The 25,006-nt window shown below is 37.6% G+C and carries 22 protein-coding genes, 4 tRNA genes and 1 pseudogene; 22 read left to right on the top strand and 5 right to left on the bottom strand.

Features of this window, described 5'->3' with window-relative positions; all coding sequences use genetic code 11:
- Positions 1-95: 95 nt before the first annotated feature.
- On the bottom strand, positions 96-1,145 hold the full coding sequence (gene ansB / locus A3GE_RS0104885; RefSeq protein ID WP_018356155.1) for an L-asparaginase 2: 1,050 nt from the start codon (positions 1,143-1,145) through the stop codon (positions 96-98).
- 236 nt (positions 1,146-1,381) lie between these two features.
- Here ansB and A3GE_RS0104880 point away from each other — a divergent pair, with 236 nt between their 5' ends.
- The 9 genes and pseudogenes from A3GE_RS0104880 (at position 1,382) to A3GE_RS0104840 (ending at position 11,829) form a co-directional block, all read left to right on the top strand.
- Positions 1,382-1,828, top strand: a complete 447-nt coding sequence (locus A3GE_RS0104880) for a rhodanese-like domain-containing protein (protein ID WP_018356154.1) — start codon at positions 1,382-1,384, stop codon at positions 1,826-1,828.
- 12 nt (positions 1,829-1,840) lie between these two features.
- On the top strand, positions 1,841-2,353 hold the full coding sequence (gene secB, locus A3GE_RS0104875) for a protein-export chaperone SecB (RefSeq protein WP_018356153.1): 513 nt from the start codon (positions 1,841-1,843) through the stop codon (positions 2,351-2,353).
- A 53-nt stretch (positions 2,354-2,406) separates the two neighbouring features.
- Positions 2,407-3,411: an NAD(P)H-dependent glycerol-3-phosphate dehydrogenase gene (gene gpsA, locus A3GE_RS0104870; protein WP_018356152.1), complete on the top strand. Its 1,005-nt coding sequence runs from the start codon at positions 2,407-2,409 to the stop codon at positions 3,409-3,411.
- 9 nt (positions 3,412-3,420) lie between these two features.
- Positions 3,421-4,218: a serine O-acetyltransferase gene (cysE, locus tag A3GE_RS0104865; protein WP_018356151.1), complete on the top strand. Its 798-nt coding sequence runs from the start codon at positions 3,421-3,423 to the stop codon at positions 4,216-4,218.
- A 404-nt stretch (positions 4,219-4,622) separates the two neighbouring features.
- On the top strand, positions 4,623-6,758 hold the full coding sequence (locus A3GE_RS0104860; protein ID WP_018356150.1) for a calcium-binding protein: 2,136 nt from the start codon (positions 4,623-4,625) through the stop codon (positions 6,756-6,758).
- A gap of 14 nt (positions 6,759-6,772) precedes the next feature.
- On the top strand, positions 6,773-7,414 hold the full coding sequence (locus tag A3GE_RS0104855; protein ID WP_018356149.1) for a hypothetical protein: 642 nt from the start codon (positions 6,773-6,775) through the stop codon (positions 7,412-7,414).
- Positions 7,415-7,426: 12 nt separating this feature from the next.
- Positions 7,427-9,552 (top strand): annotated as a pseudogene (locus A3GE_RS11455) (type I secretion system permease/ATPase).
- Position 9,553: 1 nt separating this feature from the next.
- A complete protein-coding gene (locus A3GE_RS0104845; protein WP_018356146.1) occupies positions 9,554-10,978 on the top strand; it encodes an HlyD family type I secretion periplasmic adaptor subunit in 1,425 nt (474 codons plus the stop codon).
- A 35-nt stretch (positions 10,979-11,013) separates the two neighbouring features.
- Positions 11,014-11,829, top strand: a complete 816-nt coding sequence (locus tag A3GE_RS0104840) for a shikimate 5-dehydrogenase (RefSeq protein ID WP_018356145.1) — start codon at positions 11,014-11,016, stop codon at positions 11,827-11,829.
- A 60-nt stretch (positions 11,830-11,889) separates the two neighbouring features.
- Here A3GE_RS0104840 and udp read toward each other — a convergent pair whose 3' ends face one another.
- Together udp and A3GE_RS0104830 are read right to left on the bottom strand one after the other, a co-directional pair.
- Complete coding sequence (udp, locus tag A3GE_RS0104835; RefSeq protein WP_018356144.1) at positions 11,890-12,648, bottom strand: uridine phosphorylase; 759 nt, start codon at positions 12,646-12,648, stop codon at positions 11,890-11,892.
- Positions 12,649-12,802: 154 nt separating this feature from the next.
- Positions 12,803-14,302: a helicase HerA-like C-terminal domain-containing protein gene (locus tag A3GE_RS0104830; RefSeq protein WP_018356143.1), complete on the bottom strand. Its 1,500-nt coding sequence runs from the start codon at positions 14,300-14,302 to the stop codon at positions 12,803-12,805.
- A 120-nt stretch (positions 14,303-14,422) separates the two neighbouring features.
- Between A3GE_RS0104830 and A3GE_RS0104825 the strand changes: the two genes are divergently transcribed.
- From A3GE_RS0104825 to citC, 5 genes are read left to right on the top strand one after another with little or no spacing between them, the layout of a single operon-like run.
- Positions 14,423-15,097, top strand: a complete 675-nt coding sequence (locus A3GE_RS0104825) for an MOSC domain-containing protein (protein ID WP_018356142.1) — start codon at positions 14,423-14,425, stop codon at positions 15,095-15,097.
- Positions 15,087-15,560, top strand: coding sequence for a YchJ family protein (locus tag A3GE_RS0104820; RefSeq protein WP_018356141.1), 474 nt, complete (start codon positions 15,087-15,089; stop codon positions 15,558-15,560). Before A3GE_RS0104825 ends, A3GE_RS0104820 begins: the two co-directional genes overlap by 11 nt.
- The gene (locus A3GE_RS0104815) at positions 15,557-16,393 is read left to right on the top strand and encodes a virulence factor BrkB family protein (protein ID WP_018356140.1); all 837 of its coding nucleotides are present in this window, start codon (positions 15,557-15,559) and stop codon (positions 16,391-16,393) included. The genes A3GE_RS0104820 and A3GE_RS0104815 overlap by 4 nt, the downstream gene beginning before the upstream one ends.
- The gene (gene dtd / locus A3GE_RS0104810) at positions 16,390-16,824 is read left to right on the top strand and encodes a D-aminoacyl-tRNA deacylase (protein ID WP_018356139.1); all 435 of its coding nucleotides are present in this window, start codon (positions 16,390-16,392) and stop codon (positions 16,822-16,824) included. Before A3GE_RS0104815 ends, dtd begins: the two co-directional genes overlap by 4 nt.
- Positions 16,825-16,828: 4 nt before the next feature.
- Positions 16,829-17,908, top strand: coding sequence for a [citrate (pro-3S)-lyase] ligase (gene citC / locus A3GE_RS0104805; RefSeq protein WP_018356138.1), 1,080 nt, complete (start codon positions 16,829-16,831; stop codon positions 17,906-17,908).
- Positions 17,909-17,952: 44 nt separating this feature from the next.
- Here citC and coaA read toward each other — a convergent pair whose 3' ends face one another.
- Positions 17,953-18,888 carry a type I pantothenate kinase gene (gene coaA, locus A3GE_RS0104800; RefSeq protein WP_018356137.1) on the bottom strand — a complete coding sequence of 312 codons (936 nt, stop codon included), beginning with the start codon at positions 18,886-18,888 and terminating at the stop codon, positions 17,953-17,955.
- Between the two features lie 213 nt (positions 18,889-19,101).
- Here coaA and A3GE_RS0104795 point away from each other — a divergent pair.
- The 7 genes from A3GE_RS0104795 (at position 19,102) to crcB (ending at position 22,134) form a co-directional block, all read left to right on the top strand.
- Positions 19,102-19,177: transfer RNA gene (locus A3GE_RS0104795), tRNA-Thr, on the top strand.
- Positions 19,178-19,207: 30 nt separating this feature from the next.
- A tRNA-Tyr gene (locus A3GE_RS0104790) sits at positions 19,208-19,292 on the top strand.
- A gap of 42 nt (positions 19,293-19,334) precedes the next feature.
- Positions 19,335-19,409 (top strand) — tRNA-Gly (locus A3GE_RS0104785).
- 3 nt (positions 19,410-19,412) lie between these two features.
- Positions 19,413-19,488 (top strand) — tRNA-Thr (locus A3GE_RS0104780).
- 103 nt (positions 19,489-19,591) lie between these two features.
- Positions 19,592-20,776: an elongation factor Tu gene (gene tuf, locus A3GE_RS0104775; RefSeq protein WP_018356115.1), complete on the top strand. Its 1,185-nt coding sequence runs from the start codon at positions 19,592-19,594 to the stop codon at positions 20,774-20,776.
- A gap of 156 nt (positions 20,777-20,932) precedes the next feature.
- Complete coding sequence (locus tag A3GE_RS0104770; RefSeq protein WP_026215396.1) at positions 20,933-21,751, top strand: Cof-type HAD-IIB family hydrolase; 819 nt, start codon at positions 20,933-20,935, stop codon at positions 21,749-21,751.
- Positions 21,751-22,134, top strand: a complete 384-nt coding sequence (gene crcB / locus A3GE_RS0104765; protein WP_018356135.1) for a fluoride efflux transporter CrcB — start codon at positions 21,751-21,753, stop codon at positions 22,132-22,134. The genes A3GE_RS0104770 and crcB overlap by 1 nt, the downstream gene beginning before the upstream one ends.
- Before the next feature lie 295 nt (positions 22,135-22,429).
- On the opposite strand, the gene recA is transcribed toward crcB, so the two are convergent.
- Positions 22,430-23,485, bottom strand: a complete 1,056-nt coding sequence (gene recA, locus A3GE_RS0104760; protein WP_018356134.1) for a recombinase RecA — start codon at positions 23,483-23,485, stop codon at positions 22,430-22,432.
- Positions 23,486-24,026: 541 nt separating this feature from the next.
- On the opposite strand from recA, the gene A3GE_RS0104755 reads away from it, so the two are divergent.
- Positions 24,027-24,689, top strand: a complete 663-nt coding sequence (locus A3GE_RS0104755; protein ID WP_018356133.1) for a TfoX/Sxy family DNA transformation protein — start codon at positions 24,027-24,029, stop codon at positions 24,687-24,689.
- Positions 24,690-25,006: the final 317 nt, after the last annotated feature.

Below are 25,006 nucleotides of genomic sequence, written 5' to 3'. Positions count from 1 at the left end.
AACAAATAGGTACGGATTCTATAATTTAGATCAAGAAACGCTGTCTCTTATACGAAAAGTGCGGTTATTTTCCACCGCACTTTTCACTTGTCAAGTTAGAAATCTTCAAAGTATTGCTGAATAACTTTTGGATCTTTGGTTTGTGTTAAAGCGAGTTGTAATAACACGCGTGCTTTTTGTGGATTTAAGGTACCTGAAGCCACAAAACCATATTGAGAATCATCCACTTCTGCATCACGTGTAGTATAGCCCGTCGGCACTCGAGAAGAACGCACAACAGACACGCCATCTTTTACTGCTTTTTCTAAGCGTTCCAAATGGGCGGTATTCAGATTACCATTCCCGACCCCTGCCGTAACAATACCTTGGTAGCCCGCGTCCAACAATGCATTTAGCGGCTCAATTGGCGCATTAGAATAGGCATAAACAATCCCCACTTTTGGTAAACTGTCTAATTTTTCCACATCAAATGGTGTGTTTACCGTATGTTTGCTTTCCGGCGAACGTTCATAATCAACTTTACTGTTATGAATATAGCCTAATGCACCAAAATTTGGTGAATGGAATGTTTGCACGGCGGTTGTACTGGTTTTCGTGACATCACGTGCACCAAGAACCTCATTATTCATCGCAACAAGCACACCACGACCGGCAGATTTTTTATCTGTTGCAACAACGACGGCGTTATATAAATTTAATGGACCGTCCGCACTTTTTTCTGTAGCTGGACGCATCGCCCCTACAAGAACAACCGGTTTTTCACATTTTACCGTGAGATCTAAGAAATAGGCGGTTTCTTCCATGGTATCGGTACCATGTGTAATCACAAAACCATCGGTATCTTTACATTGCGCATTAATCGCCTTAGCAAGCTTTAACCAGACCTCATCATTCATATCTTGTGAACCGATTTTCACAATTTGTTCACCTTTGATATTGGCGATATTTTTCATTTCCGGTACCGCATCAATTAATGTATCAATATTAAGTTGTCCGGCTTTATAGGCAGAATTAACCGCACTTTGCCCACTGCCGGCAATCGTACCGCCTGTCGCGAGAATAGTAATATTTGGCAATTCTGTCGCATCCGCTGCAGAAACTCCAAAACTTAGTAACAAAGAAAACACCAATTTGTTTAATTTCATAGGAAACTCCATAGGAATAATAAAAATAAAACACCTTGTTATCTTCCAACTAAATTAAATAGGATGGAATCATAAAAAGAGAAATTTATGATCACGATCACAAAAACAATTTGTAATTGAATAAGCTTTCAACAGCCTCTTATTCTTTTTAGAATTTTTTTGAAAGAAAACTAAAGTGCGGTTATACTTAAGCCCTATTTCAGCCTAAATTTAACTAACATTATATTGAGACAACAATGCAAGAGTTTCTGCCTGATGCAATTCAATTTGCACAAAAACACACCTTATTAACCGTTTCTTGGTTTGCGATTTTGGCTATGGTGATTTACACCTTTTTCAAATCTGCAACAGAAAAATTTAAAGTCATCCCACACCCTGAAGTGATTCGTTTAATCAACAATGAAGATGCCGTTGTGATCGATCTTCGTACCTTAGATGAATTCCAACGCGGTCATATCATTAATAGCATCAATTTACTTCCAAGCGATATCAAAAATGCCAACCTCGGTAAAATTGAACAACATAAAGAAAAACCATTAGTTTTGGTGGATGTCAATGGTGTTTCGGCTCCGGCATCCGCAGCATTACTCGTGAAACAAGGCTTTGCACGCGTTTATATATTAAAAGAAGGGATTTCCGCTTGGATGGGCGCAAATTTACCTATCGTTAAAAAACATAAATAAAGGAACAACATTATGTCAGAACAAAACCAACAACCTGAAGTGGCAGCGGAAGAATCTCAAGCCGTATTACAGATTCAGCGTATTTACGTCAAAGATGTGTCTTTTGAAGCACCGAATCTTCCCCATATTTTTCATCAAGAATGGAAACCAAAATTAGGTTTCGATTTAAACACAGAAACCGTGCAATTAGGTGATGATTTATACGAAGTCACTTTAAATATCACCGTTGAAACCACTATGGAGGATTCCGGTGATCTTGCTTTTATCTGTGAAGTAAAACAAGCCGGCGTATTCACCATTAGCGGTTTAGAAGATGTTCAAATGGCACATTGTTTAACCTCACAATGCCCGAATATGTTGTTCCCTTATGCTCGTGAATTGGTTTCAAGCTTAGTGAATCGTGGTACATTCCCGGCATTAAATCTTTCTCCGGTGAACTTTGATGCCTTGTTCATTGAATATATGAATCGTCAGCAAGAAGCAGGAAATGCCCAAGCTGAAGAAACGAAAGAAACTCAACATTAATTCTTGATAAAAAAGGGTAAGTTTAGGCTTGCCCTTTATTTTTGGGGGAAATAATGCAACCTCAATCACCTATCACTGTACTTGGTGCCGGCTCCTATGGCACGGCATTGGCAATTTCTTTCTCACGTAATGGATCCCCGACTTATCTTTGGGGGCATCATCCTACACACATTGAGCAAATGCAGCTTGAGCGTCAAAATCGCCGTTTCTTGCCCGATATTGTTTTTCCTGAAGAATTACACTTAGAACCTGATTTGGCACAAGCGCTCCATCGTTCACAAGATATTTTAATTGTTGTGCCAAGCCATGCCTTTAATGAAATTCTCACTAAAATTCGACCGCACTTACAACCTCATCATCGTCTCATTTGGGCAACCAAAGGGCTGGAACGAAACACCGGACGGCTTTTACAAACCGTTGCGGAAGAGCAACTGGGAACGAATTATCCCCTTGCTGTGCTCTCCGGTCCTACCTTTGCCAAGGAACTTGCGCAAGGCTTACCAACAGCGATTACCCTCGCCTCCAATAATGAACAATTTGCCCTTGAGTTTCAGGCTCGGATTCATTGCAGCAAACATTTTCGCGTGTATGTCAATACAGATATGATAGGTGTGCAACTTGGCGGGGCGATTAAAAATGTGATTGCAATTGGTGCCGGTATTTCTGATGGTATGGGATTTGGTGCTAACGCACGCACCGCATTAATTACCCGAGGTATTGCAGAAATCAGCCGATTAGGGGTGTCGTTAGGAGCGAATCCCAATACCTTTATGGGAATGTCCGGTTTGGGAGATCTCGTCTTAACCTGTACCGACAATCAATCACGCAATCGCCGTTTTGGGCTCATGTTGGGCGAAGGATTGAATGCACAAACGGCAATGGAAAATATCGGGCAGGTGGTAGAAGGTTTTTACAATACAAAAGAGGCTTATTTACTGGCTCAACGTCAAGGTGTTGAAATGCCAATTACAGAGCAAATTTATCAAATTCTCTTTTGTGGTAAAAATGCACAAGATGTAGTTCGCAGTTTACTTGGGCGTGAGCGAAAAGGCGAATAAGGAGAAAAAATGACATTAGAAGTATGGCAATATATTCGTCAAGAAGCGAAAACATTGGCAGAGCACGAGCCCATGCTTGCGAGCTTTTTTCATTCTACGATTTTAAAACACCAAAATCTGGGAAGTGCATTAAGTTATTTGCTCGCCAATAAACTAGCCAACCCAATTATGCCGGCGATTTCTCTACGTGAAATCATTGAAGAAGCCTATTTAGCAGAACCGTCTATAATTGATTACGCCGCTTGTGATATTAAAGCTGTGCGACAACGCGATCCTGCTGTGGAATTGTGGTCCACACCATTACTCTATTTGAAAGGATTCCACGCCATTCAAAGTTATAGAATCACCCATTATTTATGGAAACAAAATCGTAAGGCATTGGCTCTTTATTTACAAAACCAAATTTCCGTGGCTTTTGATGTGGATATCCACCCCGCCGCAAAAATTGGTCACGGTATTATGTTTGACCATGCCACGGGCATTGTGGTAGGAGAAACCTCGGTGATTGAAAATGATGTTTCTATTCTACAAGGTGTTACCTTAGGCGGAACGGGCAAAGAATCCGGTGATCGCCACCCGAAAGTGCGGGAAGGCGTAATGATTGGTGCAGGAGCAAAAATCCTCGGTAATATTGAAGTAGGCAAATACGCCAAAATCGGCGCAAATTCCGTAGTGCTTCAACCTGTACCGGAATATGCCACCGCCGCCGGTGTGCCTGCACGCATTATCGGCAAAGACAAAGCCGCTAAACCGGCATTTGAAATGAACCAATATTTCATTGACGATGGGATGCATTTGAATATTTAAATGAGAGGGATTAAATGTTACGTGGATGTAAATTTATTGTGATGAGAGTCACAGTTTTATGAAAATTTAATTGATTTAATTAACAATAGATTTATAGTCAGCTCCTAGTTTTATATTTCTATTCTTTTTATCTTTGTTTCTATACAAAGATTCTTCTCTTCTTATTTTGTGGGTACTCTGCGGGTTTTGGATTGTTGCTGAGTAAATAAAGCAGTAATATATTATTGCTAATTTTTTGTAACAAAGGAAATCAGGTATACAAAATATGTCTGTAAATTGTCGTATTAATGAATTTCCTGATAAATGATTAACCTTAATCATCTATCTAAATAGAAGCTATCAATCCAAGTTATGGGAGATAGTTTTTCAAAATTGAAAAAATTTCTTATATTAAGGAGAAAAATATGGGCACTGAATATTTAGATGAAATTACCGTCACGGCGGATAGTAATAGCTATACCGGATGGGATTCTGATATCAAAAGAGGTTCTGATGGAAGGGATTCTGATAGCTATGATACTAACCGTAGTCGGAGAAAAATAAAATTTAAGGAGCTCACATTATCAACGAGAGATACATTTCAGTTTTGGACTTTATCTAAAGGAGATCGCACGTATATTGCTTATTTAGTTAAAGGAAAGAAATATCTCTTAGCTGAAGTGAGAGAAGGGAAAACAATTATTTTTGATAGTCGGGATAACAATGGAATTATTGTCGGAGGCTATGATAGCAAAACAGGTGAACGCTATATTTTTATTGGGTTTGATGTCGCTGATGACGTATTTCTCAAAAATGATAATCCGGGTACTGTAGCGAGAACTATGACTGCTCAAGAGTTATTAAATGCCAACAATGGAAATCTGGATAGTTTAAAAGGCAGTTTTCGTGTGGTTGAGGAACTATCAAAAACAGTAAAGAATACCCCATCAAATAACCAAAATACAGATTCTATTGGGAAAATTAAAGATACCATAAGTATTTCAGAAAATGTGCTAAAGGGTATCATAAAAGATGACAACAAATATAGAGAAGCCCTACAAAAAGCAGGCAGACTTTCTGAAGCTGAAGCGTTAAAAACAGCTACGGAAATAAAAAATATTTTTTCAACAAGATTAGGATTAATTGGTAAAACACTCACTTACTCTGAATTTGTTGATGATCTTAAAAAAGGTTATGTTGAGGGTGATTGGTCAAAGTTAGAGAGTTTTACTAGAAATGCATTAGAAGAATTAGTTGGTTTCAAAGCTGCACAAATTATTTCCAAATTAGTGGTTATAATTTTTAATCTATCTCCTGCACCTAGAGCATTTAAAATCGCCTCTGTTCTATTATCCACAGCCACAGGTTACTTTTCTGATAAATTTAATATATCTGAATTACTTACAGATAAAAGCCTATTTAACAAATATGGAGAACTTTATGCTCTGACTAAAGATCATTATTTATCAGCAAGTGGTGATATAAATTTACCAGAATATATTAGAAACGCCCAATTATCAGGGAATAGGAATTCGACTATTACTGGAAATAATGGTGATAATATTCTTAAGGGAAATAGTGGGAATAATATTCTTTATGGTAATAATGGAAATGATACCTTATTTGGTGATTTAGGTAACGATAAACTTTTTGGGGGAAAGGGTAATGATATATTAGAAGGAGGAAAAGGCGATGATTATCTAGAAGGAGGAGAGGGCGATGATATTTATAAATTCAATTTTAATGATGGAAATGACACCATTATAGATAGCAAAGGAAGTGATAAAATTATACTTGGAAAGGGAATTGAACTTGAAAAAACCTACTTTAAACTAGAAAATAATAAACTAACATTATCTTTCATTGATACTAATGCCTCAGTTTCTATAGATCGAGGTTATAAAAAAAGAAGGTTATCCAAAAAATATGATTATTTTAATAAAAGCATTAATATTAATTTTCATAGTGGTCACTACTTAAATTACGATGATATTCTTGATATTATTAAAAATAATCAAGTGAAGAATATTGTTAAGTATGAATTGTATGATAAAAAAGTATTGTCTTCTTCAGAGAGTACAACACTTATAGGAGATATTGGAAAAGATTTTTTACAAGGAAACAGTAAAAATAATCATCTTGAGGGAAAAAGTGGTAGTGATGTTTATTATTTCTCTGGAGCTATTGGCAATGATACAATCTACGATGAAGCTGGCAATGATAAAATTTATTTTGATGAATCTTTTTATGGAAGAGATATTCTCTTTGCTAAAGTAAACATGGATTTACGCATTTCTTTTTCTCAAAGTAATGAGAGTATTTTAATAAAAGAATTTGACAAAATGACTACTCGTTGGAGAGGTGGTTTTAAGCGAAGATATGAAACTAGGAAGTTCAATAAAATAGAGAATTTACAAATAGGAAATGATGTCATTGTTGATCTTGCTAAGTTAGTGGACGAGATGTCCTCTTTTGCTGTTAATGTAACTGAAGGGAAATTAAGAGTTGCAGACACACTAGAGAATCTCCACAACCCTAATTATCAATCTATATTAAGCTAGATGGAGATATTATTATGGAAAAAGAAAAAAAATACCCAAGGGTAAATATTGATGAAAAGACGATAAAATATAACCTGATTGGTGCATTACTACTGTTTATATTTGTGGTTGTTTTTTTTAATGATATACCTGAAACAAATTTTGAAAAATTCTTAGATAGATTTTTAATCAAAGATATAGGGGTTTATTCTAAAATTTACCCATTCCAATCTCAGGTCTTATCAAATTTATTAATGATTTTGCCTATTGTATCAGCTTTTTTTCTTGCAAAAAAAATTAAATTTAGTTACTTATTAGAAAAGGAGCTCAATGATTTAGGAATTACTATAGAAAAAAATATTATTAAAATAATTTTAATAAAGATTGGTGGGATTTTAGCTTTATCACTTTCTATTTTTATGTGTATATTTTTTATTTATATTGATTATGCCCCTTTAGATGAAGTGGCAATAAAAACAGCATTTTTTAGGGATTCTTTAGCAACATTAATATTTCTACCTTATGTTTTTTATGGCTGCTCAACTTTATTAATGATGTTTCTTATTATTTTATTTCTACACCCTATTAATTTCCTTAAATACCAATATAAATTTACCTATGATAGAAAAGCTAAAATTAGCTTATTAATGAAAAACAAACGAAAAAACGGAAAGTAATTGGAAATAATAATGGAAGATAATCAAGATTTTGATCCCGCATTGAGGGGATTAATTCTTTTAGCTCAATATCACGATATTGCAGTAACGGAAGAAAGCATTAAATATCAATTTGATATTGAAGAGGTTTAACCCAAACAGCTTGGTTATTGGCGGCAAAATCTTTAGGGTTAAAAGTGCGGTTACTTTCTAAGCCAATTTCTCGTTTACCTTATTGTCATTTACCGGTTTTAGTATGGGATAAAACTGAGGGAAAACACTTTATTCTCGCCCGTATAGATGAACAACATCATCGCTATTTAATTCAAGATTTAACCTTATCGGAACCAACAATTCTATCTGAACAAGAATTTAAACAACGTTATTGTGGCGAGATTATTGCGATAACGTCTAGAGCCTCTGTTTTCGGGCAACTTGCTAAATTTGATTTTACTTGGTTTATTCCTGCCGTAATTAAATATCGCCGAATTTTATTAGAAGTTATCGGCATTTCGCTTGTTTTGCAATTTCTAGCCCTAATTACACCGCTCTTTTTTCAAGTTGTGATGGATAAAGTATTGGTTCACCAAGGGTTTAATACTTTAAATGTTGTGACTTTTGCTCTTGTTGTTACCGTATTTTTTGAGATTATTTTAGGCGGTTTACGGACTTATATTTTTTCCCATACAACCAGCCGGATTGATGTGGAACTTGGTGCAAGATTATTTCGGCATTTATTAAAACTACCCCTGGCTTATTTTGAAACCCGTAGAGTCGGCGACACCATAGCAAGAATACGTGAGTTAGAACAAATTCGTTATTTTCTTACCGGGCAAGCATTAACCTCTGTTTTAGATTTATGCTTTTCTTTTTTATTCTTTTCAGTTATGTGGTTTTACAGTAAATGGCTAACTTTAGTCGTTTTACTTTCTTTACCTTGTTATATTATTTGGTCTATTTTTATTACGCCTATTTTACGTAAACGCCTTGATACAAAATTTGCCCGCAATGCCGATAATCAAGCATTTTTAGTGGAGTCCGTTACGGCAATCAATATGATTAAAGCAATGGCTGTTTCACCACAAATGACAGATCGTTGGGATAAGCAATTGGCAGCCTATACTCAAGCCGGATTTAAGGTTACCAAAATTGCTGTAATTGGGCAGCAAGGTGTTCAATTTATTCAAAAAATGGTGATGGTCATTAATTTATGGCTAGGGGCTCACTTTGTGATAAGCGGCGATTTAAGTATAGGGCAACTTATTGCGTTTAATATGCTTGCAGGACAAGTGGCAATGCCTGTTATTCGCCTTGCACAATTATGGCAAGATTTTCAACAAGTGGGAATTTCGGTGGAACGTTTAGGTGATATTTTAAATACGCCAACTGAAATATCGAAGAACAATCTTTCTTTACCGAAAATTAAAGGTAATATTCTTTTTGAGCAAGTATCATTTCGTTATCAATTACAAGGCAATACAATAATTGATGATTTATCTTTTTCTATTACTGAAGGTCAAATTATTGGTATTGTAGGGCGTTCAGGTTCAGGGAAAAGCACTATTGCTAAGTTAATTCAACGCTTATATATTCCAACCAGAGGGAAAATAAAAATTGATGAGCAAGATTTGACTTTACTTGAGCCTAATTGGTTACGTAAACAAATTGGTGTGGTATTACAAGACAATATTTTATTAAATCGAAGTATTCGAGATAATATTGCGATTAGTGTCCCAGGGATAGCTATTGAAAAGGTTATTTATGCAGCAAAACTTGCCGGGGCTCATGATTTTATCTGTGAGTTAGATAATGGCTATGACACTATTGTTGGGGAACAAGGCACCGGATTATCGGGTGGACAGAGGCAGAGGATTGCGATTGCCCGTGCTTTAATTACAAACCCTAAGATCTTAATTTTTGATGAAGCAACCAGCGCTTTGGATTATGAATCCGAACGAGTCATTATGACAAACATGCGACAAATTTGCCGAAATAGAACGGTCATCATTATTGCTCACCGTCTTTCTACCGTCCAAATTGCCGATAAAATTCTCGTGTTAGAAAAAGGGAAACAAATAGAATTTGGTTCACATGAAGAATTACTTAATAATCCTCAGGGTTTATATCAATATTTATACCATTTGCAATTAGGGCATTAAGATGAGAACCTACTTTCAGGCAATATTAAGTTTTCTACATCATTATATTCACCATTTTTGCGAAGTTTGGAAAATTCGTAAGAGTTTAGATACACCTGTTCGTGAAGAAAATGAATATGATTTTTTGCCGGCTCATTTGGAGTTAATAGAAAAACCGGTTTCTGTGTTACCCCGTAGGTCAAGTCATTTGATTATGGTACTTATTTTAATAACCTGTGTTTGGGCTATTTTCGGTAAGGTAGATATTGTCTCTACTGCCACCGGAAAAATCGCTTATAGTGGAAATAGTAAAATTATTCAACCGATTGAAAATGCAATTGTTGAGAAAATTTATGTTAATGATGGGCAATCGGTTGAAAAAGGTGAATTGTTGTTAGAACTGACCTCATTAGGGGCAAAAGAAGAATTACAAAAAGCAAATCAAGCATTAAGTAGTGCTAAATTAGCTAAAGTTCGAGCAGATGCGTTATTAAATTCCATTTACTCTAATACACCTCCCTATTTAAAAATTGATGATGAATCAATTTCTTCTGTTGAACTGCAACAATCGCGGCAATTAATCTTAGCTCAATTTAATACTTACCTTCTTCAACAACAAAAAGCAGCAGCATTACTAGACCAAAAACAAGCCGAATATATCACGATAAAAATGCAAATTAACAAATATCGCTCTTTACAAAAATTAGAAAAAGAAAAAACTAATGATCTCGCTAACTTATTAAAATCAAATGCCATTTCTAAACATCAATATTTGGAACAAAAAGCAAGGTTTCTTGATATAAATAACGAGATTTTAACATTAGAAAGTAGGTTAAATGAAATTAATGCAGAAATTCAACAAGCAAAAGATGAAAAAGAACTTTTAACAAATACCTTTACCAGAGATACTCAAGATGCTCTAAGACAGGCGAACGAACAAATTAAGCAACTTGTTTTTGAAAAAGAAAAATATGCTGAGCGTCAAAAAACAACACAAATTAAAGCACCTGTTACAGGCTCAATTCAACAATTAGCCGTGCATACCATTGGTGGCGTCGTTACTACTGCACAACCGCTGATGGTCGTTGTGCCTAAGCACGATAAACTAGAAGTAAAGGCGATAATTGACAATCAGGACATTGGATTTATTCATCAAGGGCAAGAAGTGACAGTAAAAATAGAAACATTTCCTTATACACGTTACGGTTATTTAACAGGCAAAGTAAAATCTCTCAGTTTTGATGCCATTGAAACTGAAAAAAGCGGACTTGCTTTTGCTGCAATTATTGAGCTAGACAAAGATTATTTAATTATAGAAAATCATCGGGTTAATTTAACAGCAGGTATGCTGGTTAATGCTGAGATTAAGACAGGCAGGCGTTCTGTCATCAGTTATTTATTAAGTCCTTTACAATCGACCTTTTCAGAGAGCTTTACTGAGCGATAAAAAGTGCCTTTATGAAATTAAATAGGAAAATAAATATGATCAACAAAGACACCCAACTCTGCATGTCCCTTTCCGGCAGACCGGGAAATTTTGGCACAATGTTTCATAACTATTTATATGAAAAACTTGGGCTTAACTTTATTTATAAAGCCTTTACTACACAGGATATTGAATATGCGGTGAAAGGTGTGCGAGCCTTGGGGATTCGAGGTTGCGCAGTGTCCATGCCCTTTAAAGAAAGCTGTATGCCGTTTTTAGATGAAATCCATCCTTCCGCCCAAGCCATTGAATCGGTGAACACTATTGTAAATGACAATGGCTTTTTGCGTGCCTATAACACTGATTACATTGCGATTGTGAAATTAATTGAAAAATATCGTTTAGATAAAAATGCACGGGTGATTGCGCATGGTAGTGGGGGAATGGCAAAAGCAGTTGTCGCCGCATTTAAAAATAGTGGTTTTGATCATTTAAAGGTATATGCTCGAAATGAAAAAACAGGCAAATATTTGAGCGCACTTTACGGTTATGAATACATCAATAGCTTGGAAAATCATCAGGCAGATATTTTAGTCAATGTTACCCCAATTGGGATGAAGGGGGGAAAAGAAGAGGCGGATCTCGCCTTTCCTAAAGCGATGATTGATACGGTAAATGTCGCCTTTGATGTGGTGGCGATTCCTGCAGAAACTCCATTTATTCAATATGCAGAAAGCCAAGGCAAACAAACTATTTCCGGTGCAGAGGTTATTGTTTTACAGGCTTTGGAACAGTTTGAACTTTACACCCTCCGGCGTCCAAGTGAGGAATTAATTAATGAAGCGGCAGCCTTTGCGAGAGCAAATAGTTAATTAAAAGTGCGGTTAAAAATAAAGGCGTTTTTGAATTTCCAAAAACGCCTTTTTATCATATTAGGCTAATAATTTTCTCACCCCTTCTACCACCACTGAAATGGCTTTTTCTTCGCTTGCTTTTATTGTCGCCTCATTAGGAATCTCTTGTTGCGTGCGATTCACGATCACACCTGAAACCATACCAGCACGTAAACCTAAGGCATTACACATAGTAAACAATGTTGCGGATTCCATCTCAAAGTTCATCACATTGAGATCTTGCCATTGTTTCAGTAACCCTTGGTAATCACGGTAAACTTTTCCGCTGTAAGTGTCATAACGTTCTTGCCCCGGATAGAAGGTATCTGAGGACGCTGTAATGCCAACAAACGGCTCGGTGCCTTCCTCTTTTGCTGCATTGACTAGAGCTGTGGTACATTCAAAATCTGCCACAGCCGGATATTCAAGCGGTGCAAAATGTCGGCTTGCCCCATCTAAACGTACTGCGCCTGTAGTGACAAGAATATCGCCCACATTAATATGAGGTTGGATTGCCCCCGTTGTGCCAATACGAATAAAAGTACGCACACCTAATTGGGCTAATTCCTCGACGCAAATGGAAACAGAAGGACCGCCAATCCCTGTTGAGCAAACCACCACAGGTTTGCCATTGAGATAACCGAGCCAAGAGGTAAACTCACGGGTACTCGTCAGAAATTCAGGGTTATCAAGGTGTTTGGCAATACGTTCACTGCGTGCCGGATCGCCGGGAACAATGGCAATGGTTGCCCCTTTTAGTTGCGCTTTGGTTAAATTTAAATGAAATACGTCAGACATAATTGTCTCCTTGTTTATTATGTTTTGTTGTTTGAATTATATCGGGTTTTGCTTATTGGTGAGAAACTTTCCTCTAGTTTTTATATAAATCGTATTTCGCCATTGGTGAAACCTGATGATATAGATACCTAAGAAAAAGTGATTAAACAAAAATCTACTTTTTCAATGCCCCTAATATCCCCCTCATAATCTGCTTTGTTACCTGATTACGAATATTACGCCCTACGGATTTCGCCACACTATTCACCATTTGCTCTGTCGGACTGAGCTTATCGCCCCGTTTTTTCGTGCCGAAAATCATACGGCTGAGGCTGCCTAAAATACCGTTTTCTTCTTCCTCATGTGCTTGTTCTGCTTGTTTTTGTTGAATGGCGGCAAGATCAGCCTGTGCATTTAATACTTCAAAGGCAGATTCATTATCCACATAATCTTTGTAGAAGGAATAAAGCTCGTCATCTTTCACCCACGCAGCTTGTTCGTCGGCTGAGAGTGGCGAAAGTTGGCTTTTTGGCGGGTAAATATAAGCAATTTCAACAGGTGTTGGCATCCCTTTTTCATCTAAGAACGATACTAACGCTTGCCCCACACCAAGAGTAGAAATACTTTCTACCACGTTTACTGTTGGATTCGCACGGAAGGTTTCAGCGGCAGATTTGACGGCTTTTTGATCCCGTGGTGTAAATGCACGCAATGCGTGTTGTACTCGGTTACCTAACTGACCCAGTACCGTATCCGGCAAATCTAACGGATTTTGCGTAACAAAATAAATCCCTACGCCTTTAGAGCGAATTAAGCGAACAACCTGCTCTACTTTTTCCACCAACACGCTTGGCGCACCATCAAATAATAAATGCGCCTCATCAAAAAACATCACAAATTTAGGTTTATCGGGATCGCCCACTTCCGGTAATTGTTCAAACAGTTCAGACATCAACCACAACAGGAAGGCGCTATACATTCTTGGTGAGTTAATCAGTTTTTCCGAATTAAGCACATTGATTACACCACGTCCATCACGGGTTTGTAGCCAATCTTCAAGATTCAGTGCCGGTTCACCAAATAAATTTGTCGCCCCTTCATTTTCAAGTGTCAATAAGGCACGTTGAATTGCCCCGACACTTGCCGCGGAGACATTGCCGTATTCCACTTGGAATGTTTTGGCATTTTCCGCTACGTATTTCAGCATCGCACGGAGATCTTTTAAATCAATAAGTAATAAGCCTTTATCATCTGCTACACGGAAAACGAGATTTAACAAACCTTCTTGTGTTGCATTGAGGTTTAACAGACGGGAAAGCAATAAAGGCCCCATTTCAGAAATGGTGGTGCGTAACGGAATGCCTGTCTCGCCAAACACATCCCAAAAGGAAACAGGATAGCCGTTCAAATAATTTTCACCGCCTAAATCAAATTGTTCAATACGCTCGGCAATTTTACCGCTAAATTGCCCATGCTTAACCAAACCTGAAAGATCACCTTTGACATCCACTAAAAAAACAGGCACTCCATCATCACTAAAAGCCTCCGCAATTTTGCGTAGAGTGACCGTTTTCCCCGTACCTGTCGCTCCGGCAATTAATCCGTGCCGGTTTGCCATTTTTGCCGTAATGCCAAGTGTTTTGCCCTGTTCTGTTCGGGCGAGATCATATTGCATAAATATTCCTTTTTTATTGTGTATTGATTGAACGAGATAATAAGGAAAAAACAAAGTGCGGTCAAAATTTAAGTGATTTTACGGTATAATTTTGTGTGTTTTATGAAAGGGGGAAATAAAATGTCCAAAGCGGAAATTTTGGTGATCAAAATTGGGGAGGTTGAGCCACTGACTTTTGCGGACGGTTCAACTTATGAGAGTGCAATCCGCAAACAGCCCGTGTCATCGGTAAAAATCCACAAACTTGGCGCATATGGCAATGATGTGGGATTAAAAAAGCACCATGGTGGGGTAGATAAAGCACTATTTTTTATGTCTGATGTGTCATTTCCCGCTTTAAACGAATTATTAGATGAGCATTTTTCTTATAGCGGAACGGCAATATACGGTGAAAACTTTGTGGTATCAGGGTTTGATGAGGATTCCGTTTGTGTGGGGGATCGTTTTAAAATCGGCACTGCACTTTTGGAAGTATCCCAACCGCGTAAACCTTGTGAACGTTTATCGAAAAATACCAACAATCCAGAAACACAAAAAACGATTTATCTTTCAGGCTGGACCGGTTGGTATGTGCGGGTAATTGAAGAAGGGGAGATTGTGCAAGGTGATGAATTGGTTTTGAAAAATCGCCCTTATCCACAATTCACTATCCGTCATTTAAACCGTTTACTCTCAGGAAAACCGACAGTGGAAGAATTGGAACAAGCGTTGGCTATTGAGGAATTAGCCGTGGCATTTAAACGTTCGTTGAACTCGCAATTAAGTAAAATAAAGGTATTCCAAAATGACCACTAAAACGACCGCACTTTGCCCTTGTCAATCCACAAAAAATTATGCTGATTGTTGTGGTGTATTTCATCATCAGCAAGCCTTACCGGAAACAGCAGAACAGCTGATGCGTTCTCGTTATTCTGCCTATGTACTGAAAAACATTCCCTACATTGTGGAAACCACTGTGCCAAATCAACAATCCTACTTAAATGTTCAAGCATTACAAGATTGGGCGGACAACACACAATGGCTTGGCTTGCAAATTCTAAAAACGGAAACATTGACGAAAATCCAAAGTGCGGTGGAATTTAATGCGGTTTTTCAAAGCGAAAAAGGGGAACAATCCCACCAAGAGCGGTCAATTTTTGTCAAAATTGAAGGTCGTTGGTATTTTGTTGATCCGACAGTCGCACTGCCAACGATGAAACAACCTTGTATTTGTGGCTCAGGTAAAAAATTTAAACATTGCTGTGGAGCGTGGTTATGACGGATTTCACTTTCTTTAAACAATTTTGGCTGCGTTTTAATGAAAATAAATTGACGCAGGCTGCCGGCTCGCTCACTTATAGCACAATGTTGGCGATTGTGCCGTTAATTATGGTGATTTTTTCTATTTTTTCCGCCTTTCCTGTTTTTAACGAAGTAACAGGCGCATTAAAAGAATTTATTTTTACCAATTTTGCGCCTTCTGCTGGTGATGTGGTGGGGCAATATATTGATGAATTTGTCAATAATTCCAAACAGATGAGTGCAGTGGGGATCGTGAGTTTAATTGCCGTGGCGTTGATGTTGATTAATTCCATTGATCGTACTTTAAACGGTATTTGGCAAGATACCAGCTCTCGCCCGATTTTTACCTCTTTTGCCATTTATTGGCTGATTTTAACCCTCGGACCTTTGCTCATCGGCACAAGTATTGCCGCCAGTGCTTATGTCAAAGCCATGTTTGAAAGTTCGGCGCATCTTTCTTTGAGTTTAAAATTACTCAGTTTTGTGCCTTTTCTTTCTACTTGGTTTATTTTTACTGTACTTTATACGGTAGTGCCGAATAAAAAAGTCAGTATTAAGCATTCTGCTGCCGGCGCACTGATTGCTGCCGTTTTTTTTACCTTAGGTAAACAGGCTTTTGCTTGGTATATTGAGACTTTCCCTTCTTATCAATTGATTTACGGTGCGATGGCAACACTACCGATTATGTTGTTCTGGATTCAATTAAGTTGGACGGTTGTGTTAGTTGGTGCGCAACTTGCTGCCGTGTTAGCAGAATTAAAGCGAGAAAAAGTGCGGTTAGAAAATGAAGAAATTAAGGAAATACTATGATTGCATTAATACAACGTGTTACACAGGCTCAAGTGGATGTGAAGGGGGAAACGGTCGGAAAAATTGGCAAAGGGTTACTAGTACTGCTTGGCGTGGAAAAAGACGATGATCACGCCAAAGCGGATAAACTTGCGGAAAAAGTGTTAAATTACCGCATTTTTAGCGATGAAAACGACAAAATGAATTTGAATGTTCAGCAAGCCAATGGCGCGTTATTGGTGGTGTCGCAATTCACCCTAGCCGCCGATACACAGAAAGGCTTGCGCCCGAGTTTTTCTAAAGGCGCAGATCCAACATTGGCAAAGGAACTTTATGACTATTTTTCACAAAAATGTGCTGAAAAAATTCAGGTGGAAAACGGGCGTTTTGCCGCAGATATGCAAGTCAGCCTAACTAATGATGGGCCGGTCACTTTTTGGTTAAATGTGTAGCAGTATGGATGGTTATTCTATTGGAAAGGTTGCTTTTTCAGATCAACGCAGCCTTACGCAAATTGACAAGTTACTTGAGCAAGAGGGGATTCGCCGAGATCCCAATTTAGATTATCTTTGTGCGATGTTTGATGAAGATTTTAATATTATTGCAACGGGAGCTTGTTTTGGTAATACTTTGCGCTGTTTGGCCGTATCTAGCGATCATCAAGGTGAAGGGTTAATGAATCAAATCATTACGCATTTGGTTAATGTTCAGATAGACCGAGGGCATTCTCATTTATTTCTCTATACAAAATGTGAGTCCGCAAAATTTTTCCATGATCTCGGCTTTCGGGAAATCGTGCAAATTCCGAATCAGATCGTCTTTATGGAAAACAAACGCAATGGATTTGAAGATTATTTAACCCAACTGAAAAATGAGACGGCAAAAAGTGCGGTACAAAATCAGGGAATTTTTAAAGAAAAAAGAACGGCAGCCATCGTGATGAATGCGAATCCCTTCACCCTTGGACATCAATATTTGGTGGAAAAGGCTGCGGGCGAAAATGACATTGTTCATCTCTTTATCCTAAGTGAAGATTGCAGTTTATTCCCTTATTCTGTACGTAAAAAATTGATTCAAGCCGGTATCGCGCATTTACCCAATGTCGTATTGCATGATAGCGGTTCTTATATTATCAGTCAGGCAACCTTTCCGAGCTACTTCCAAAAAAGTGATGATGCCGCCATCAAAAGTAACGTGGAGGTAGATTTACAGATTTTTGTACGTATCGCACAAACATTGGGGATTCAATGTCGTTATGTGGGGGATGAACCATTTAGCCACGTGACGAACCTGTATAATCAGACAATGCAACAAAAACTACCGGAATATGGCGTGGCGTGTATAGTGGTGACTCGTAAAGAAACGGACGAAAATGTTATTAGCGCATCGGCTGTTCGGCAGGCTATTAAGGATAAAAATTGGTCGGAAGTCAAAAAATTTGTGCCACAAAGTACCTTTGATTTTTTGATGAGTGATGAGGCAGCTCCGATAGTAGAGAAGATTCAGCAAATAACAGAAGATGTGAAACATTATTGATAAAAAGAGCGGTTAAAAAACAAGGTGATTTTTAACCGCTCTTTTTATTTTCTGAGTTTTACTAATTCCACTGCGTGATCCGCACCTTTCGTCAAGATGAGATTTGCCCGTTCGCGGGTTGGCAAAATATTTTCCCGTAGATTTAAACCGTTAATACTTTCCCAAATTTGGGAGGCCGTAGAAATAGCTTCTTCCTGCGAAAGCGTCGCATAGTGTTTAAAGTAGGAATCAGGGTTGGTAAAGGCACTTTGGCGGAATTTTAAGAACCGTTTGATATACCATTCTTTTAGTAAACTTTCTTCTGCATCCACGTAAATTGAAAAATCCACAAAGTCAGAAACGAAAATTTGATTACTTTTGTTTCCGCCTGTTTGTAGTACATTCAATCCTTCTAAAATTAAAATGTCGGGCTGATTCACTTCATTAAATTCATCAGGAATAATATCGTATGTGAGATGTGAGTAGATCGGTGCTTTAACATTTTTATTACCGGATTTAATTTCCGCTAAAAAGCGAATGAGCTTTGCAGTGTCATAAGAAACGGGAAACCCTTTTTTTTGCAGTAGATTATCCTGTTTCAGTTTTTCAAGCGGATAGAGGAATCCGTCAGTAGTAATAAGATCAACTTTTCTTTCATTTGGCCAGTGGGAAAGAAGAGATTGCAGAATTCGTGCAGAAGTGCTTTTTCCCACAGCAACGCTGCCTGCAATGCTAATAATATAAGGGACTTTAGGGCTTTGGCCGCTTAAGAATCGATTGAGTACAGTTTGGCGACGAAGATTTTCGTCAATATAATAGTTAATTAAACGGGTGAGTGGTAAATAAATGGTACTCACTTCATCAAGGGAAAGTTCTTCATTAAAGCCAAGTAACGGCTTAAGATCTTGTTCAGTGAGTTTTAATGGCACCGATTTTCGCAAGTTTGCCCATTGTTCCCGGCTAAAACTCAAAAATGGCGTAAGTTGGTTTGAAATTTCCACTATATAACGGTAATGTTGTTGAAATATTGCTGAAAATATACCCTATAACGCCTTGTTATGCATTGTTTTTCTCTAACTTGATGAAAATGACATCAAAAAACTGGTGGTTTTGCTTGCAAATTAAACGAACAAGTAAAAAAATAAACTTTTTTAGAAAAAAGACTTGTCAGGCAAACTTTTTTCCATATAATACGCCTCACTTGCTTACGACACGCCGACTTAGCTCAGTAGGTAGAGCAACTGACTTGTAATCAGTAGGTCATCAGTTCGATTCCGATAGTCGGCACCATTCTTTCGTAAACAAGCATTCATTTAGCGTGGAGGGGTTCCCGAGCGGCCAAAGGGGGCAGACTGTAAATCTGTTGGCTCAGCCTTCGAAGGTTCGAATCCTTCTCCCTCCACCATCTTTTAGATGAATTCTGATGGGACAGATGAATTTAGGACTTGCGGGCATCGTATAATGGCTATTACCTTAGCCTTCCAAGCTAATGATGCGGGTTCGATTCCCGCTGCCCGCTCCAAACGCTGATATAGCTCAGTTGGTAGAGCGCACCCTTGGTAAGGGTGAGGTCGGCGGTTCAAATCCGCCTATCAGCACCAGCCTTAAAATTCTCTTCCTTTAAATTAAATAGTAAACAATTTTATTGGTTAATGTGGTTTATTTACCCATCGATAACCGTGTCTATTTAGAGGGACTCTTTAAATGTCTAAAGAAAAATTTGAACGTACAAAACCGCACGTAAACGTGGGTACAATCGGCCACGTTGACCACGGTAAAACAACTTTAACAGCAGCAATCACCACAGTATTAGCAAAACACTACGGTGGTGCAGCTCGTGCATTTGACCAAATTGATAATGCACCGGAAGAAAAAGCGCGTGGTATTACCATTAATACTTCACACGTTGAATACGATACACCAACCCGTCATTACGCACACGTTGACTGTCCGGGACACGCCGACTATGTAAAAAACATGATTACCGGTGCGGCACAAATGGACGGGGCTATTCTTGTAGTAGCGGCAACTGATGGTCCGATGCCACAAACTCGTGAGCACATCTTATTAGGTCGCCAAGTAGGTGTACCTTACATCATCGTATTCTTAAACAAATGCGATATGGTTGATGACGAAGAGTTATTAGAATTAGTCGAAATGGAAGTGCGTGAGCTTCTTTCTCAATATGACTTCCCGGGTGATGATACCCCAATCGTGCGTGGTTCTGCATTAAAAGCATTAGAAGGTGATGCGGCATGGGAAGAAAAAATTCTTGAGTTAGCAAACCACTTAGATACTTACATTCCAGAGCCTGAGCGTGCGATTGACCAACCGTTCCTTCTTCCGATTGAAGACGTGTTCTCAATCTCCGGTCGTGGTACTGTAGTAACCGGTCGTGTTGAGCGTGGAATTATCCGTACCGGTGATGAAGTAGAAATCGTAGGTATCAAAGATACCGCTAAAACAACCGTAACCGGTGTTGAAATGTTCCGTAAATTACTTGACGAAGGTCGTGCGGGTGAGAACATCGGTGCATTATTACGCGGTACTAAACGTGAAGAAATCGAACGTGGTCAAGTATTAGCGAAACCGGGTTCAATTACGCCACACACTGACTTCGAATCAGAAGTGTACGTATTATCAAAAGATGAAGGTGGTCGTCATACGCCATTCTTCAAAGGTTACCGTCCACAATTCTATTTCCGTACAACAGACGTAACCGGTACTATTGAATTACCGGAAGGTGTGGAAATGGTTATGCCTGGCGATAACATCAAAATGACAGTATCCCTAATCCACCCAATTGCGATGGACCAAGGTTTACGTTTTGCGATTCGTGAAGGTGGTCGTACAGTAGGTGCGGGCGTTGTTGCGAAAATCATTAAATAATTCATTTGATGAATTAAATGAATATAGAGGCAGATCGGAAGATCTGCCTTTTTACTTTATAATTTCGCCTATTTAGTAGAGTTCAGTCAAAAAGTGGGGTCATTATATGCTTCATTTTTTGATATGATCAAAAAAATTTTTTTAGAGGGTTTCTTTATGTCTAAACAACTTTTCCGTGCTGTTGTTTCTGATCTGGATGGTACATTATTAAACACGAATCATATCATCGGAGACTTTACCATTGATACGCTGAATCGTCTTGAACAAAATGGCATTGATATTATCCTTGCTACGGGGAGAAACCATACTGATGTTGCTTCTATTCTTGGAAAAATTGGTGCAGAACGTGCGGTGATGATTACTTCAAATGGCGCAAGAGTTCGGGATATGGCTGGAAATCTGATTTATAGTAATAGTTTGCCGGAAGATATCGTATTTGATCTTTATAAAACACCATTTGATGATACTAAAGTTTGCTTGAATAGCTATCAAGATGAAGGATGGTTTATTAATAAAGATGTCCCGGCATTGCAAAAATTTCATCAAGATTCAGGTTTTATGTATGAGATAGTTGATTTTTCTAAACATCATGCCCGTAACGTGGAGAAAATATTTTTTATTGGAAAAACGCCTGAAGATTTAATAGAAGTGGAAAAATATTTACGTGAACATTTTGGCGATAAAACAACGATTGTTTATTCTGCATTAGCGTGTTTGGAAGTGATGAACAAAAATGTCTCAAAAGGTGAGGCTTTAAAACATGTACTAGAGCAACGAGATTATGGTTTGGGAAATTGTATAGCTTTTGGAGATGGGATGAATGATGTAGAAATGCTTTCTAGTGTTGGAAAAGGTTGTATCATGGAGAATGCGGATGAACGATTGAAACAGGCTTGTCCAGAATTAGAACAGATCGGTTCAAATCAAAATGAGTCGGTCGCAAAATATCTTCAACTTCAATTCGGAATCAAGTAATGTTCCAAGCCATATTATGTATTAGTTGTGGTGCTGTATTCGGTGCCTTAGGAAGATGGGGATTAACTTACAGCTTTAACTCGCTTTTCTCTACTTTTGCCTTGGGAACGTTAGTTGCCAATCTTGTCGGTTGTTGTTTAGTCGGTGTATTGATGGCATTTTTTTGGCAACATCCACAAGTTAATAATTTATGGAAATTGTTCTTAGTGACCGGTTTTCTTGGTGCGTTTACTACATTCTCGTCTTTTTCGATTGAAGTGGTTGAGCTTCTAATGTCAGATAAATGGTTTGGTGCGCTCGGCATTATTGCTTTCCATTTAATAGGTGGAGTAATGAGTACGATGTTAGGTATTTTATTGTATAAACTACTATTTAGGTCTTAGGTTAGAAACTTTCTTCAGAAGTAGAGCTGATAATATCGGCAAAATTTCACTGTAAAATCTATGAGAAAGCATATATTACCAGTTTTTTACTAATATGATGTTAGTATATTTTCAGTTTTTTTCTGAAAACACTTTTTTCTTGTATTTTCTTACGAAGACTGAGTTCACTATACATATCCTCGGTCTGTGAATAAATTCATAATATAATTTAGCACAATTGAAGACATACTTTCTTTCCATAAAGTGCGGTCAAAATCTAAAGAGAAATTTGACCGCACTTGGTTTGTCCTAAAGCTTATAACTCATCCAAAGAATTATTTTCAGATTGTTCAATGTCTGCCATTAATGATTGTTCAGGATTTGCAACCAATTCAGCACGAAGTTTAGTTTCTAATTCTTGTGCTTTTTCCGAGTTTTCTCGCAACCACTTCATTGCATTTGTCCTACCTTGACCAATTTTCTCACCGTTGTAGGCATACCACGCACCGGATTTATCTACAAGTTTATGTTTTACGCCTAACTCTACTAATTCGCCCATTTTGGAAATGCCTTCTCCGTAAAGGATTTGGAAATCAACTTGGCGGAATGGTGCAGCGAGTTTATTTTTCACCACTTTTACTTTTGTTTCGTTACCAATGATTTCTTCACCGTCTTTTACTGAGCCTGTGCGGCGAATGTCTAAGCGAACGGAAGAATAGAATTTAAGTGCATTACCGCCGGTTGTGGTTTCTGGGTTGCCAAACATGACCCCGATTTTCATGCGAATTTGGTTAATAAAGATTACCAAACAGTTGGCTGTTTTAATTTGACCGGTCAGTTTACGTAATGCTTGAGACATTAGGCGTGCTTGTAAGCCCATATGGGAGTCCCCCATATCACCTTCAATTTCAGCTTTTGGCGTAAGAGCAGCGACAGAGTCTACAATAATAACATCAACCGCACCTGAGCGTACAAGAGCATCACAAATTTCTAATGCTTGTTCACCGTGATCAGGTTGGGAAACTAATAATTCTTTTACATCCACACCTAATTTTGCTGCATAGATAGGGTCGAGTGCATGTTCTGCGTCTATGAATGCACAGGTTTTACCCGCTTTTTGTGCCTGTGCAATGACAGATAAAGTAAGGGTTGTTTTACCGGAAGATTCTGGACCAAAGATCTCAACAATGCGCCCCATAGGTAAACCACCGATACCTAATGCAATATCTAAGCCGATTGAGCCTGTTGAAATAGATTCTACATCTAGGGTTTTGGTATCGCCTAATTTCATGATAGAGCCTTTACCAAATTGTTTTTCGATTTGTCCTAATGCTGCAGCAAGTGCCTTTTGTTTTTCTTCGTGAGTGGTCATTTTTCACCTTTTATATCACTTAATCATTGCATTTTAAAATTGTATCTGTTGTTGATGTACAGTATCAAGTGAAATTTTGGCTATTGTGGAGAAATATAAGAGGGGGAAAAGAGAATAAGGATTTACCTAACTATAAGTGATTTATATGGTTTTGGTATCTTGAAAGAAAAAAGAGTAAAACCTGTGTTTATAAAAACGTTTTGCTTGTTGATACTTAATAAGTTTGGATTTTGTACAAGGACTCTTGATAAATAACTTAGGCTTTTTTGATCTAAAGGAAATAGGAACCTTGTAAATTAATTTGCTGAAATTTATTTGATTTGTTTTCTGTGTGAGGTTGCTCAGAGTCTCTGTGTTTTCTAAGTGCAAGTTATTACATGAAGTTTCTCATTATACTATTATATTTTTTACAATAAATTTAAAATTTACGATCTATGTCACAGATTTGTAAGCAAATTATTTCAATTTAGTAAATCTGATGTTATAAAGATGGGGAGGCTTGCTTATTTATGAATAACTACAATTGAATCCTGGAGGACTTATGACAATATTAAATGTTAAAGATAAACATGTTGATGACCTTTGCATGATGATTAATGAGTTAATTGGAAATGTGACATCAAAGAATTTGTTTACTGGTTATGGATTATTTTACAACAAGAAACTTATGTTCGGTTTGTGTTTGAATGGAAAATTTTATCTTCAGGCAAAAGATGAATTATCTAGTCAATTAGTAAATTCAGGGTGTGTAGCTTTCACAAAAAATGAAGTTGATGCTAAGTTTGTTTTGTCGGACTACTATTGCCTTACCAATGATATTCTAAGTGATAGAGTTTTATTGCGTAAGTTGCTTATGCTTTCTATTAAACAAATTCAGGATAGAAAGAATGAGATTGCATTGTCAAAAGCAAATCGCTTGAAAGACCTTCCTAACCTCTCTATAAAGTATGAGAGAATGTTAAAAAAGGTAGGTATTCATGATGTCAAGACACTAAAGATAGTGGGCGCTGAGAATGCGATTGTCAGGCTAAGGAAATCTGGGATACCTGCTACGTTAAATACTTATTGGAAGTTAGCTTGTGCATTATTGAACAAAAATAGCGAAATGTTAAATAGACAACAAAAAGAAATACTACTAAGGAAGCTAAATGAAGTCTTATATGAAGCTGGATTTAGAAGATATAGAAAGATTGATGATGAATAAAAATTAATCTTTTAAATAAAAAATGTAAAAAACTCATTGCAAAGTATTTTTAAATGCCTATAATGCATCGCACACAACGACGCACTGTTGTGAACCTTTAAGATTAGCAGTGCGTCGTTATTTTTTGCTCTTTAACAACGAATCAGACAATCTGTGTGGGCACTTGTTGATTGACTTATTAAAAATATTTTAATTTTGAAGTCTTAATAGGTGCTGAAACTAGAAATTCATATTACTTTAGGTCATATTACTTTAAGTAGTGTTTTATTATAGCGAAGCAGTTTATTGAGCGATTGAGCTTTTGAATTGAAGAGTTT

Source organism: Rodentibacter pneumotropicus DSM 21403, from assembly GCF_000379905.1.
GTDB classification, from domain to species: domain Bacteria; phylum Pseudomonadota; class Gammaproteobacteria; order Enterobacterales; family Pasteurellaceae; genus Rodentibacter; species Rodentibacter pneumotropicus.
The sequence above is the reverse complement of the archived record's forward strand: the minus strand, read 5'-3'. Positions and strand labels throughout refer to the sequence as shown.